This is a genomic window from Clostridium weizhouense (genome assembly GCF_019431045.1).
GTDB classification, from domain to species: Bacteria; Bacillota; Clostridia; order Clostridiales; family Clostridiaceae; genus Clostridium; species Clostridium weizhouense.
Map to the genome: position 1 here is coordinate 284249 of NZ_JAHXPT010000002.1, position 13421 is coordinate 297669.

A 13421-nucleotide genomic window follows, 5' to 3' on the forward strand; every position below is an offset into this window, starting at 1 on the left:
CATATTCCAAATTATTAGGCATAAAAGGTTCAAATTATAATTATTTTAACTATTGTGATATTTTTGATTATAAATTTTTTTAAAAATAATATTTTTAATTATCTTAAATATAAAAAGCTGACAAATATTGATTTTTAATCATTTACTGTCAGCTTTTTTGTATTTTAGTTTTAAAATTTATATTTAATTTTGAATATTATTTATTTCTAAATACTCCTTGTAAAATTTAATAAATAAATCTCTGTAAGTATAAAATCCATTTGCAATATTAACTACTCCACAATCATGTGTACACCATGGTGTATCTTGCTTAGGAACAACAACTTTATACCCTTTATTTTTAAATTCCAAACATTGGGAAGCATCATAAAAATGCCATCCTGTAAATATATCATCTCTCCACTGAAGATCATATTGTGTTATCATAATCAACCCATCAATACCTTCTACATCTTCATATAATTGATCCGGATTTTCAAAATCTAATAATGCAAGTACCCCAGTACTACTTTGATAAACTTTTCCAAACTTATTTATTCCTTCCCACCATATACCACTATCAGGTATAGTTTTAACACCGCACATTCCAATTAATCCTATTTTTTTATCTGAATTAAATATATTTAATATATCTTCTATAAAGTTTTTATTAATTATCATTACATCTTGATGAAGATAAACCTTATACTTAGAATCACAATTATCTATAGCATAATTGTAAGCTTTTGTTATACTTTCTGCATTTCTAATAGGTAATATTTCAATGTCAAACCCCTCTGGTACTGTAAGATTATCTATATAATACTTACTTTCTTCATATGCCAATTCATCATTAACAACTATTATAAAGCTTATTTTATTATTATTCATTTACATTAATCCCCCTAAATAAATAATAAGTTCATTTAAATTTCTATTAGAAGCTTCTTGTTTGATTTTATCAAGAACTTTTTCTTTATTAATAATCTCTTTATTAATAAAATATTTAATATCATGTTCAAAGTATTCTTCATCACGTTCATACATATTAAATATATAATCTAATGCTTCATCATTACAAACATCATTATCAATTCTCATAAGCATATATTTTAACTTAATTAACTCTGCTTTAATATACCTATTAGGATCTATAATTTTACCAGCTTTTACACGATACTGATATATATAATATTGACTTCTCATTTCTTCATTAGTAAGTCTACAAAGTTCATTTATTAATTCATGATCTGGTTCATTTACATAAACATTATTATACTTTATATCATTAACTTCATATCCAGTCACAGTAAATAATTTTCTTATTTCCTCTAAAGTAAAAAATCTTAAATGTGTTCTATCTAAAATTCCTTGATCTGTATAGGTAAATTTTCCATTAATAATCTCTCTAAGAATACTTATATGAATCAAATTAGGAATACTCGCTATAATTTTTCCAGATAATTTTAAATATTTTCTTAACTTACTCATAGCTTCCCATGGATTTATTAAGTGTTCTACTACATCTCCTAAAATTATATAATCAAAAAAATTTTCCTCATAACTTATTTCCATGTTTTCTATATTTCCTACTATGGTATTAGATATTCCTTTAGCTATTTCTGCTGCCTTTTCATTTATTTCAATTCCATATAATTCTACATTTTTAAATTTATTTTTTAATTCTATGAGTGTTGCACCTGCACCACATCCAATTTCTAATACTTTTATTTTTTTTCTTGCATCACAATCCATCATTTCTATTAAATCATTTCTTGAATTATTGCTATAACTAATATTAAATCCCCACTTAAAATCCAATTTAGCTTTATTGATTGCAAAATACATGGAATAAGCATTCATATCTTTACTAAAAGAAACACTTCCAAAATGATGTATAAAACAGTCATTACATAATAACAAATAATACCCTTCCTTTAATATCCTTAATGATATATCATCATCTTCATAGTTTCCAGGAGTAAATAAAGGATCCAAGACACCTACTTTATTTAAGACTTCCTTTTTTATAAGATAACAAAATCCTACTAGTCTATTCTTGTAAAGCCATTTTTCTTCATTTGATATATTAATTTTCTCTGAAAACTCTAACATCTCTTGTATATCATTATATGCTACACCAATTTGCTGGGCATTAGAGCAATTATTAGTTATAGCCCCAACAGCACCTATATTATCTTTGCTATATAAAGCTTTCTCTAAATTATTTAACCAATTAGGAGTAACTATTGTATCATTATTTAACAATAGTATATTTTCTCCTTTAGCTACATCTATACCTTGATTACACCCTACTGGAAATCCTAAATTTCTTTCATTTAATATTAATTTCAAATCTTCTTGTTTTTTTAACCAGTCTACTGTTCCATCTGTAGAATTATTATCTATTACTATTATTTCATAACAATTTTCAGGAGTAAATCTTCTAATACTTTCTATACACAATTTAGTATATTCTAATTGATTATATGTTAAAATTATTATACTAGTAGCTCGTACACTTTCTGTAGTATCACTTTTATAATCTTTTATATAATTTAATGTTTCTGTTCCTACATTTATATTTCCATTCATAAATAAAAAAACTCCTTATTATATAATTTATAAATATTCAACATAATCACTTGTTTTTATTGGATAGTTTATTTTAGGAGGTTCTATTTTTCTTCTGTTAAATTCATCTTTAAAATACTTTCTATTATATTCAATTTTTTCTGAATTAGGTATAAATGATGCTGCTAATTCATTAAAAAAATAAGAACAATTTAAATTTCCCATTTTAAAATAGCATAAACATAATTGAAGGCTTGGAATCCATGTATAATAATCCTTTAAATCCGGTGCTGGATTTCCCTTTTCATGTCTACAATCTAAGGCTACTCTATACCAAAAAGCTGATTGCTTAATTAAAGATTTTTCTATATAATATTCTCCTAATGAACAGCATAAATCTGCTCTTGGAATATCTACTTGAAATGATTCAAAAATTATTGATGGTACCTTATCTTTCATATCCATTAACTTATAGCAATCAACTATTTTTGAATATGCTGTTTTTACATCTTCTATCCATCCTTGCTTTGTTCCTAGAAATTTTTTATAATTTTTAACTGCTTCTTTATAATAAGCATTATCTTTTAATTCATTTGCATAATATAAACGATCTCTTGGAGTAAATACGAGCTTTTTCTTTTCCATATCTCTAAATATTTGAAGGTTTCTATCTGTATATTCTTTAACTTTACCATGTTCTATTGCAAATTCTCCAATCATACCTTTTCCATATACCTCTAAATATTCATGTACATGTCCTATCCATTTAAAATTCATAGATCTTTTTACAATCCTATTTCTTCTTAATGAATAACTAACTTCTCCATTGCTATTCCTACTAAGAATATATTCTCCGCTTACATAATCATAAGTTTTATCAAAATTACAAAGTAAATCCTCAATGTTTTTTATGTTTTTATCATCAATAAAATCATCACCATCTAACCACAATATATATTCACTAGTTGCTTTACTAAATGAAAAATTTCTCGCTAATGCAAAATCATTAACCCATTTAAAATCATAAATTTTTGCATTAAATTTCTTTGCTATATCTTTTGTTGAATCCTTAGAACCAGTATCTACAATTATTATTTCATCAATAAATGATTTTACTGAACTTAGACAACGTTCTAATGTTTTCGCTTCATCTTTAACTATCATACACAAACTTAAAGTTATATTTTTATCCATACTAATAACTCCCTTCATTTAAAATCAATCTGTTAAGTTATATGAACATTAATCTTATAAATCTTGTAAAATAGAATAAATTTAACAATAAACCAATATTCCCATTAAAAAAATCACTTATTTATAATATGAAACTTAATCAAAATATGTACCATAATTTTTTTCTTTTAATATAAATATACTTTGATCTTGTAGTTAACTAATGTCATAAATTAAACGGCTGTATTAAAATTTCTATTAATACAGCCTAAAAAAATATATTTTACTACTTAATATGCAAAAATAATTTTCACTAAAATAAATGAAATTATTCCTACTTTTAAAACCTCATATTAAATCACTTATACTATAGTTATTCCTCCACCTCTTTGTAAATCAAGAGCTAATACATAAGGAGTAGTTGCTGTCATTCTTTGTCCGCTTACAAATAGTAATCTATCTCCTGCACTAACTGGAAGTGCTAATCCTGATTGACCTCCAGTAGATACTGTATTTAAAGGTGTTATTACTGAAGTATATACTGGTGATAAAGGTATCTCAGCTGATAAAGGAACAAAAGTATTAGATGCTGGTGATGAAATCCACACTTGTACAAATGGAGTTACTACAGCATCTCCTATTGTTGTTATAGTAGCTAGATTATTTACTACAAAACCGTAAATATCTGTAATAGTTCCATCACGTGGAACCATAAATGCATAATTATTAAGGTCTGGTGCAAAGTTATTAAGATTAATAGTACCTCCACTTATAGGTTGTGAATTTGAAGCACTTCCAAAACCAATTAAACCTACATCACTTGGAGCACCAGTAATAGAATTAGTTCCAATTACTGATGTTTGTGAAGCAAATGGTATAATTGATCCTGATCCATCAAGTCCTGTTGCTCCAGTTGCTCCGGTTTCTCCGGTTACTCCTGTTGCTCCTGTTACTCCTGTTGCTCCTGTCTCTCCTGTTGCTCCAGTTGCTCCGGTTACTCCGGTTGCTCCAGTTGCTCCGGTTGCTCCGGTTGCTCCTGTTACTCCTGTTGCCCCTGTTTCTCCGGTTGCTCCGGTTGCTCCGGTTGCTCCGGTTTCTCCTGTTGCCCCTGTTGCTCCGGTTGCTCCTGTTTCTCCTGTTGCTCCTGTTGCTCCGGTTGCTCCGGTTTCTCCTGTTACTCCTATTACTCCTGTTGCCCCTGTTGCTCCTGTTGGTCCTGTTGCTCCTGTTGCCCCTGTTGCCCCTGTTGGTCCTGTTGCTCCGGTTGCTCCTGTTGCTCCGGTTGCTCCTGTTGCTCCAGTTTCCCCAATTGCTCCTGTTGGTCCTGTTGCTCCTGTTGCTCCGGTTGCTCCTGTTGCTCCTGTTTCTCCTATTTCTCCAGTTTCCCCAATTGCTCCTGTTGGTCCTGTTGCTCCGGTTGGTCCTGTTGCTCCGGTTGCTCCGGTTGGTCCTGTTGCTGGAACGCCAGTATCATTTAAACCAATAAACCAATTTCCATTAAATCCAATAGTAGGACTTTCACCTGTTGCCCCTGTAACACCTTTAGCATAAACTCCAGTATCTATTCCTCCAATAAACCAATTACCATTTGGTCCTATAATTGGAGTAAACCCTTGTTCTCCTGTTGGTCCTTCTGGACCTGTTGGTCCTGTTGGTCCTTGTGGTCCTTGTGGTCCTATTGGACCCGGTGGACATATCTTTTGTGAGCCTCCACATTCACATGGATTGTTACAGTTATCACATTCACATGGGTTACAGTTATTGCATTCATTACTACAATTACCACATTGACTATACACATAATGATTTCTCATATTATACACTCCTTATATTTTTAATATCAAAATATATATTCATATAATTTAACAACAACAATTACTTGATAGTATTTTAGTTGTAGCACAATTACTTGTTGATTCTCCAGTTGAAGTAACATTTATGCCATTATCACTAATAGTATAGTAATAATCAACACTTGCTACGTTAGTTATTGTTGATGGTTTTGGTCTGCATAAAACTTCTGCTTGAAAACTTATTGTTATACTAGAATTGGCATTAATTGTACCAAGATTTATTCCCCCATTAAAAGTATCTATATATTGAGGAGTTTCTCCTATAAATACACTAGATGGTAATAAATTCAAACATTCACTCAATTCATCATAAAACATTACTTCAGTTATATTTACATTACTATTATTTCTAATCAATATAAAATAACTAATTATCTCACCAACAGTAGCCACTTTTTTGTCTACTGATTTCTTTAAGCATACATCTATATTTATAACAGGGGTAACTACCTCATTGCTTTCTACTTTCATACTATTGTTATAGTTATCCATATAAGTTACTACAGCTTTATTAGATACATAATCTGGTGGACAATTTGGATTAACTTTAGCATCAAAACTTATTATGATACTTTCTTCAGGATCCATATAGCCTATATTAATAATTTGGTTTTTCAATTCTTCTTTTCTACATCCATTTAAGGTTAATGTTCCTGGAATAAAACATGCACCTTTACTTAATATATCATTCACTTTTATAGAATTTACTCTTTCGTTACCAGTATTGGTAATAACTATGGAATATCTTATTTTATTAGAAATTCCAATAAACATATAACTTCTATCTGCGATTTTGCTTACACTTAATATTCCCAATTTATGCTTCCCTCCTTATATAGCTAGTTTGTTGTCCTTGTATTATTATATGAATTTAGCACTAAAGTTGTTCTATTTTTAAAAGGTAATAAAACAGTAAAATTAAAATTTGAAAAACAAAGAAGTCTCTAATATATAAAAAATATATTGAGACTTCCTGTTATATTATCTGTTAATCTGCAATTCTTACTACTGTTAAAGATGAAGAATTTCCAAGGAACACTCCTACTATTCCACCTATTTCAATTCCAACTGCTTGACCAGCAGTTAATCTAACTATAGCTTGTCCTGAATAAGTTGTTCCAGAACTTATTGTTGCAAGAACATTAGAACCTGATCCTAATATTGGACTTCCATCTACAGTCAACCTAGAATCTGCTCCTAAAGTGGTATTTATCGAAGAAACAACATAATAGTCCAATTGGTAAACACCATCTAATCCAACTTCTACTGTAGAATTATTTAATGTTTCATTTAAAATAGCAGTTCCCTGATTATTTAATGGAATTTGAGCATAAGAACCTAAAAGAACATTAACACTAAATGTTGTATTAGTATAATAGAAACCATATGCTGTTAATGATGGTCCTGTTGCTCCTGTTGCTCCGGTTACTCCGGTATCACCTATTGCTCCTGTTGCTCCAGTTGCTCCAACTGGACCTGTTTCTCCGGTTACTCCAGTTGCTCCTGTTGCTCCTGTTGCTCCTGTTGCTCCGGTATCACCAGTTGTTCCTGTTGCTCCAGTTGCTCCTGTTGCTCCAGTTGCTCCTGTTGCTCCTGTTGCTCCTGTTGCTCCTGTTGCTCCTGTATCACCAGTTGTTCCTGTACATGGTACTCCCGTTGGGCCTATTGCTCCAGTTACTCCAGTTGGACCAGTTGCTCCAACTGGACCTGTTTCTCCTGTTGCTCCTGTTACTCCCCTTGGTCCTATTGGACCTGGAGGACATACTCTTGTATTACAATTAAATTCACTACAACTATTATTACATGAATTAATACATCCTTGATTAATATTTTGATTACATAAAGGTTTATTGTTCACTACAATGCACTCCTTTTTTTATTCAATTAATTACTTATATTTTGAACATTAACATGTCCAAGTACTATTAAAAACTTTAGTCATCACTTCATTACTACAAGTATCTCCAAGTGAAGTAATTGGAATTTGATTATCTAAAATTGTATAATTAAATTCTATTCTTCCCATATTCTTTATTACTGATAATTCTGGTAATGAAACTATCTTAACTTGAAAATTAACAATAATACTTGAATAAGGATTTAATCTTCCTAAAGCTATACCTTCATTAAAGTTTTCAATATATTGAGGTTCTAGATTTATTAACACACTTGCTGGAAATAACTCTACTTCCATAGGCAATTCATCATAAAATACAACATCATCTATCTTAATATTGCTATTATTAATAATTAATACTGAATAACTTAATACCTCTCCAACCTTTGCAATGCACTTATCTACTGTTTTTTTCATTGCCACGTTAATTTTAATTACTGGTATTATTACTTCTGGACTTTCAACAGTTATTATATTATTATTTTCATCACAATAAGTTACTATAGCTTTATTAATAAGTTCTGTTGGTGGATTAAACTTAACTACTTCAACATCAAAAGTAACTAGTGTATTAGAGCCTGGATTTATTGAACCTATATTAATATCATTATCTATTCCAAAAACATTTTGACAAGTTCCATTCACTGTAAATGTTCCTGGTATAAAGTATCCACCTTTACTAATGACATCCCTTAATTTTACACAAGTGGCTTTAGTATCTCCTATATTAGTTATAACTACAGAATATTTAATTACATTTGATATTCCAAAAAATACATAACTTTTATCAGCACTTTTTGTAACTTTTAATTCTACCACGCGTTACCCTTCTCCTTTCTAAAACATTTTAAATTATAAAATTAAAAAATCTTATAAATTACCTTATAATCCCTATATACTGACTTTATTAAAATTAATTAACAAGACATAATTTTGGCATTAATAAGAAGTGTAATATTTTTAAAGAAGCATCTACTATTTATTTGCTTATAGTAAATATCTTCAACTATCGCTTCAATATCAACCTTACTACCAACTACATAAGTTGATGGTAATATTATGAAACTAGAGAAAGGTACACAATAATGTGCTGAATGTACTGATTGTTCAACAGTATCTGAAGTATATTCTATTATTTCCTTTAGTACCCCTCTAACTATTAATTTATATCCAGATAAAATTTGTCCCTCGTTTGATATACTCGTTGGAGTGCTTATTACATGACATTCTAATATTTCTGCATCTACCTTCATATCATTAATTTCTTCTATATCTGGTTTTTCACAAGGTATACATAAATTATCATCTATTGATATTTGTTTAAATGTGCTTATTCCAAGATGAACTTCACTTACTCCTGCTTCTCCACATGTAGATGTTTTTTCTCCAAAACATCCATTTTGTAAATTATAATTAAATGTTACTGTGGCTTTATTTACAAGTAATCCACTACAATTGGATGAATTAACAACAACTACATAAGTTAATACAATACATTCTCCTGGATCTATAGATCCAACATATACTTCTATATCATGACCTATATTATTAATTGGTTGTCCATTTACTTCAAAGGTATTATCCGCTAAGCATACTTCCTTAGGTAATATATCTCTAAATAAAATATTTTTAGCTTGTAAAGTGCCTGTATTTATAAGTTCAACTTCATAAATTATACTATCTCCTCTAGAAGCCATTTGCTTATTAGCTTTTTTAACTATTTGTATTTCTGCAACATCAATTTTTATTTGAACAACATTACTAGTTATATCCATTGCCATTAAATGATTGTTTAAATTAATATCACAACTAAATTTAGCTATAGCGCTATTTTCTATATATCCATTACATGGTCTAGATAAGACTTTAGCCTTAAAAGTTAAAGTTTTAATTTCACCTGGTTTTAAACATCCAATATTAACTCCAGATAATACACTTTCATTTGGTAATGGCATATTTCCTGCTACTATACTTCCATATTTAAATTCTAATTCACTTACTAATGTGTCAATAATAGTAACATCATCGATTAATATATCACCTTCATTAATAATAGAGATATTATAAGTTATAATATCTCCAACTATAACATTTTCTTTATCTACGCTTTTTTGTAATACTATATTATATTCTTGTGCATCCATATTATTGATAGTCATATTTTTTCCTCCCTTTCTAACAGAACTTTACATCTATAAATAGAAGTGCGCACTTAAATATATTTCTATTATTTAATTTTCTTGTATAAACAGACTCAATATGAGTATTTACGCTTATTCTATTAGCACGAAGTAAATCACATATATTATTTCCTTTAACTTCATTAGGGACTATTACAAAAAAGCTTTTTAAATTTTCATAATGAGCTGCATGAACAGATTGTGTTGGTTCATCTGCAACATAAGTTACTTTTTCTTTTATTCTTAATTCTACAACTAACTTACTTCCAGTAAGAACTTGTCCTTCATTTGATGTTCCTACCTCTGTTTCAACAATTCTTAAACTTTCAACTTCTGGTGATACTATAACAGACAATATATTCTCTATATCTGGTTTTTGACAAGGTATTTCTAAAATCTCTGATATTTCTTCTTCTTTAAAATACATTGCTTCTCTAGGTAATATATTTTGAGTGCATACACCTTTAAATATTGCCATTTTAACTCCTCCTTTAACAACTTATATCTGTAACTAATAACAAGGTTATATTTGAGTATACACATCTTGAATCCATCTGCTCTACTGATATATCTTCTATTAATGCAGATGGATTAATATATGATCCAGGATTAAATTTTTCTGGTAATACTATATAACCACAAAATGGAATACTTTGATGGAAAGTGTGTACTGATTGAGTTGGCTCATCAGCTACATATTGAATTTTATAATTTATATCTCCACATACTAATAATTTAAAACCCGTTACTTTTTGTCCTTCTAAAGATATTCCTATTGGAGTTTTTATTATTTCATATTTAACTATATCTGTATCAGCATACACTTTTACAATTTGTTCTATATCTGGTTTTTGACATGGCACACAAAAAGTACTTTCATAATTTATTTGTCTAAAATTCTTCATATTATTTTTGGTACAATTATCAATCCCATTATATTCAATCAATCCTCTAATAACAGATGCCATATTTATCCTCCTTATACTTTTCAAATAAACTTTATTTTTAATATATGTTCTAATTAAGTTAATCTATTTATAATATTTTTTAATTATATTAATCAATTAACAGTATATCTTTAGAAGCATATATCTTATAAATTTCTTAAATAATTTGCTAATGTAAACATTAGCAAATTATTTTTATATAATATATTTATACTTTTATCTACAATCGCATTGTGGTACTCCTGAATTTGGGTTACAAGGATTGCAATTTGATTCAGCTGCTACTACTTTTTCTACACCGCCTATAGATGCTTTACCTACTAATATTCTAAAACATGTTCCATCTGTGCATGGACAGATATCAAATTGATAAAAACCTAAACAATCTGAAATAGTATGTGCTATTCCTTCATAACAACCATTAGGTGTAATTTTAATTAATTTCAAATATGCGTATGGTACAGGTTTGCATGAACAATCTTTTATTTGTCCCCAAACTCTTACACTTTCTCTATAACTTACAGTAATGTCAGCTTTAATTTCACTGTCACAATTGTCTATACAGAAGTCTATACTATTTCCTACTACATATGAATCATCTGGACATGAGTTATTACATGACTCACATACTTCTGCCACCTTCTTTTTATCATTGCATCCATATTTCATTCCTGAATTGTAATTGTAATAATTTTTATTCATAATTTTCCTCCTAAATTTATACTTTATTATTTATATGAACATTGTCCTTATAAATCTTTGTAAATATGATAGATTAAAAATTAAATATCATTCCAAAAGAACAATGAACAAAACAAAAGATAACATCAATCTTAACTCCTGTTTTCTTCATTCTTAATAATCATTTCTCATTCCATAGTAACTAATATATTATTTAATCAATTAATGTGTGAGTAGTTTATTAATTTTTTTTTAATAAAAAAAACACTATATAATGTCATTTTTCATTATATTTTTATACACAAATTATCTATCATAATTCATATCAATAGCTTTAAAAATGTATCTTTTTTACGCATAAAAAAGCTACCACAAAACGTTTTATCGCTTTATGATAGCTTAATATTAAGACAAATTTGATATATATGGTTGAATCTTAGCTATTAATAGCAGACATACATTAGTATAAACTGATTCTATGTCTCTCTTTCTAAAACTAATATCTTCTATTTTATAATCTATGCTTATTTTACTTCCTAATTTAAAATCTAACGGTAATACAATAAATTCAGAAAATGGTATATGTTCAGTTATAGTATAAAGTAATTTTTTACAATCACAAGATGAATACTCTATAATTTCTTTTATTATACCTTGCAATACTATTTTATATCCCGTTAAATTTTGACCTTCATTTGATTGTCCTTTTATTGTTTCAACAATATGATACTCTAATATCTTTATCTCTGAAGTAACCTTATATACATCTCCAATACAAGGTTTATTATCTCCTTTATAAATTTTCTCTGATCTGCACACATATTTAAATGTTGAAATTGTTGAATCAATATCTAATATTTTTTCAATTTCATTTCCTTTAAAGATTAATCCTGAAGTTTGTTTGTAATTAAAATTTACTTTTGTTACATTTATTATTTTTGAATTATTGTTTGATTTTGTATATTTAGCTTTATAAGTTATAGTTACTTTTTCACCAATATTTAAATTTCCTATTAATATACCTTCCGATAAATTTATATTATTTACAATTTGCCCATTAATAGCAAATCCTCCATCCTCTATAATTAACAAATCACTTATTTTTTCATTTAATATTATGCTTTTTATTTCTAATGTTCCATCATTCTCTATTTCAATCTCATAATTAATCTCTTCTCCTAATGATACTTCTTTCTTATCAGCTACTTTATTAATTTTTAAGCTTGCTAATTGTATATTTATTCTATTTTCATTGCTTATAGCATTTCCTTCTCTTATTTTATCTTCTCCTGCAAGATTATACTCATATTGACCAATAGAAACATTGGTTATTATTCCCGAATCTGGTTTAGAAAGTATCTTAGCATCAAATTCTATTTCTTTTATATCATCTTTCTTTAATACTCCTAAATTTATACCTGATAATATACTTTCATTAGATACATTTATGTTGTCTACTTTAATTGTATTATTTAAAAATTTCAATTCTGGTTTTAATATATCTCTAATTATTACATTATTTATATCTATATTTCCTTTATTTTGTACTAATATTTTAAATTTTACAGTTTCTCCTACTATCGCTTCAGAAACTAATGCTTTTTTGGTTAATAATAATTTAGGTGTTAATACATGGATATTACATTTATTTGAATATAATATTATATTACTTTTACTCTCATCCAGATATGTTGCTTCTAATTTAGCTTGACTTTTAATATATTTTTTATTATCAGTATTGGTTAATTCAGCAATAACTTCTATTACTTTAGTTTCTCCTTCTTTTATTTTATCTATATAAAATATTATAAATTTATTATATCTATTTATATTCTTAATATTTATAGAATCTATTGTTGCATCGTGTATTTTTAATTCCTCATCTATTTTTTGCATTATATTTACATCTAAAAGATCATATTTACTTTTATTAACAATTGATATTGTGTAGGTAAACATTTTTCCAAAATCAACATTATTATTGCTCGACTTAAGCTTTATATCAATATCACAAGCTAATTCACTATTATCTTTAACACTATTTTTTTTTATCTCACTCTCAAACTCTTTCCCCATCCAACAAACTCCTCCTTTTTATTAATATACATAATCCCACTTACTATATATCATTAATAAT

The 13421-nt window shown here is 27.9% G+C and carries 12 protein-coding genes; all 12 read right to left on the reverse strand.

Annotation, left to right across the window (positions count from 1 at the left end):
• Positions 1-183: 183 nt before the first annotated feature.
• Positions 184-870, reverse strand: coding sequence for a glycosyltransferase family protein (locus tag KYD98_RS04020; RefSeq protein WP_219778296.1), 687 nt, complete (start codon positions 868-870; stop codon positions 184-186).
• Entirely contained in the window at positions 871-2574 is a 1704-nt protein-coding gene (locus tag KYD98_RS04025) for a bifunctional glycosyltransferase family 2 protein/class I SAM-dependent methyltransferase (RefSeq protein ID WP_219778297.1), read from the reverse strand. It lies immediately after the preceding gene.
• 27 nt (positions 2575-2601) lie between these two features.
• On the reverse strand, positions 2602-3747 hold the full coding sequence (locus tag KYD98_RS04030; RefSeq protein ID WP_219778298.1) for a glycosyltransferase family 2 protein: 1146 nt from the start codon (positions 3745-3747) through the stop codon (positions 2602-2604).
• Positions 3748-4088: 341 nt separating this feature from the next.
• Positions 4089-5540 (reverse strand): spore surface glycoprotein BclB, encoded by a 1452-nt coding sequence (locus tag KYD98_RS18085; RefSeq protein ID WP_308462429.1) that lies wholly within the window; start codon positions 5538-5540, stop codon positions 4089-4091.
• 48 nt (positions 5541-5588) lie between these two features.
• Positions 5589-6395 (reverse strand): DUF11 domain-containing protein, encoded by an 807-nt coding sequence (locus KYD98_RS04040; protein ID WP_219778299.1) that lies wholly within the window; start codon positions 6393-6395, stop codon positions 5589-5591.
• Between the two features lie 172 nt (positions 6396-6567).
• The gene (locus KYD98_RS18365; protein ID WP_444546595.1) at positions 6568-7392 is read right to left on the reverse strand and encodes a BclA C-terminal domain-containing protein; all 825 of its coding nucleotides are present in this window, start codon (positions 7390-7392) and stop codon (positions 6568-6570) included.
• A 93-nt stretch (positions 7393-7485) separates the two neighbouring features.
• Positions 7486-8295 carry a COG1361 family protein gene (locus KYD98_RS18370; protein ID WP_219778301.1) on the reverse strand — a complete coding sequence of 270 codons (810 nt, stop codon included), beginning with the start codon at positions 8293-8295 and terminating at the stop codon, positions 7486-7488.
• A 98-nt stretch (positions 8296-8393) separates the two neighbouring features.
• Entirely contained in the window at positions 8394-9635 is a 1242-nt protein-coding gene (locus KYD98_RS04055) for an SPOCS domain-containing protein (RefSeq protein WP_219778302.1), read from the reverse strand.
• Between the two features lie 16 nt (positions 9636-9651).
• Positions 9652-10134, reverse strand: coding sequence for a hypothetical protein (locus tag KYD98_RS04060; protein ID WP_219778303.1), 483 nt, complete (start codon positions 10132-10134; stop codon positions 9652-9654).
• Between the two features lie 13 nt (positions 10135-10147).
• A complete protein-coding gene (locus KYD98_RS04065; RefSeq protein ID WP_219778304.1) occupies positions 10148-10624 on the reverse strand; it encodes a DUF3794 domain-containing protein in 477 nt (158 codons plus the stop codon).
• A 195-nt stretch (positions 10625-10819) separates the two neighbouring features.
• On the reverse strand, positions 10820-11305 hold the full coding sequence (locus tag KYD98_RS04070) for a hypothetical protein (protein ID WP_219778305.1): 486 nt from the start codon (positions 11303-11305) through the stop codon (positions 10820-10822).
• Between the two features lie 384 nt (positions 11306-11689).
• Positions 11690-13360, reverse strand: coding sequence for a DUF11 domain-containing protein (locus tag KYD98_RS04075; protein WP_219778306.1), 1671 nt, complete (start codon positions 13358-13360; stop codon positions 11690-11692).
• Between the last annotated feature and the right edge of the window lie 61 nt (positions 13361-13421).

Bases quoted from the DNA above. Each gene is read 5' to 3' on its own strand.
- KYD98_RS04070 (WP_219778305.1), bottom strand. From the start codon at position 11,305: ATGAATAAAAATTATTACAATTACAATTCAGGAATGAAATATGGATGC.
- KYD98_RS04075 (WP_219778306.1), bottom strand. From the start codon at position 13,360: ATGGGGAAAGAGTTTGAGAGTGAGATAAAAAAAAATAGTGTTAAAGAT.
- KYD98_RS04060 (WP_219778303.1), bottom strand. From the start codon at position 10,134: ATGGCAATATTTAAAGGTGTATGCACTCAAAATATATTACCTAGAGAA.
- KYD98_RS04025 (WP_219778297.1), bottom strand. From the start codon at position 2,574: ATGAATGGAAATATAAATGTAGGAACAGAAACATTAAATTATATAAAA.
- KYD98_RS04065 (WP_219778304.1), bottom strand. From the start codon at position 10,624: ATGGCATCTGTTATTAGAGGATTGATTGAATATAATGGGATTGATAAT.
- KYD98_RS04030 (WP_219778298.1), bottom strand. From the start codon at position 3,747: ATGGATAAAAATATAACTTTAAGTTTGTGTATGATAGTTAAAGATGAA.
- KYD98_RS04055 (WP_219778302.1), bottom strand. From the start codon at position 9,635: ATGACTATCAATAATATGGATGCACAAGAATATAATATAGTATTACAA.
- KYD98_RS18085 (WP_308462429.1), bottom strand. From the start codon at position 5,540: ATGAGAAATCATTATGTGTATAGTCAATGTGGTAATTGTAGTAATGAA.
- KYD98_RS04020 (WP_219778296.1), bottom strand. From the start codon at position 870: ATGAATAATAATAAAATAAGCTTTATAATAGTTGTTAATGATGAATTG.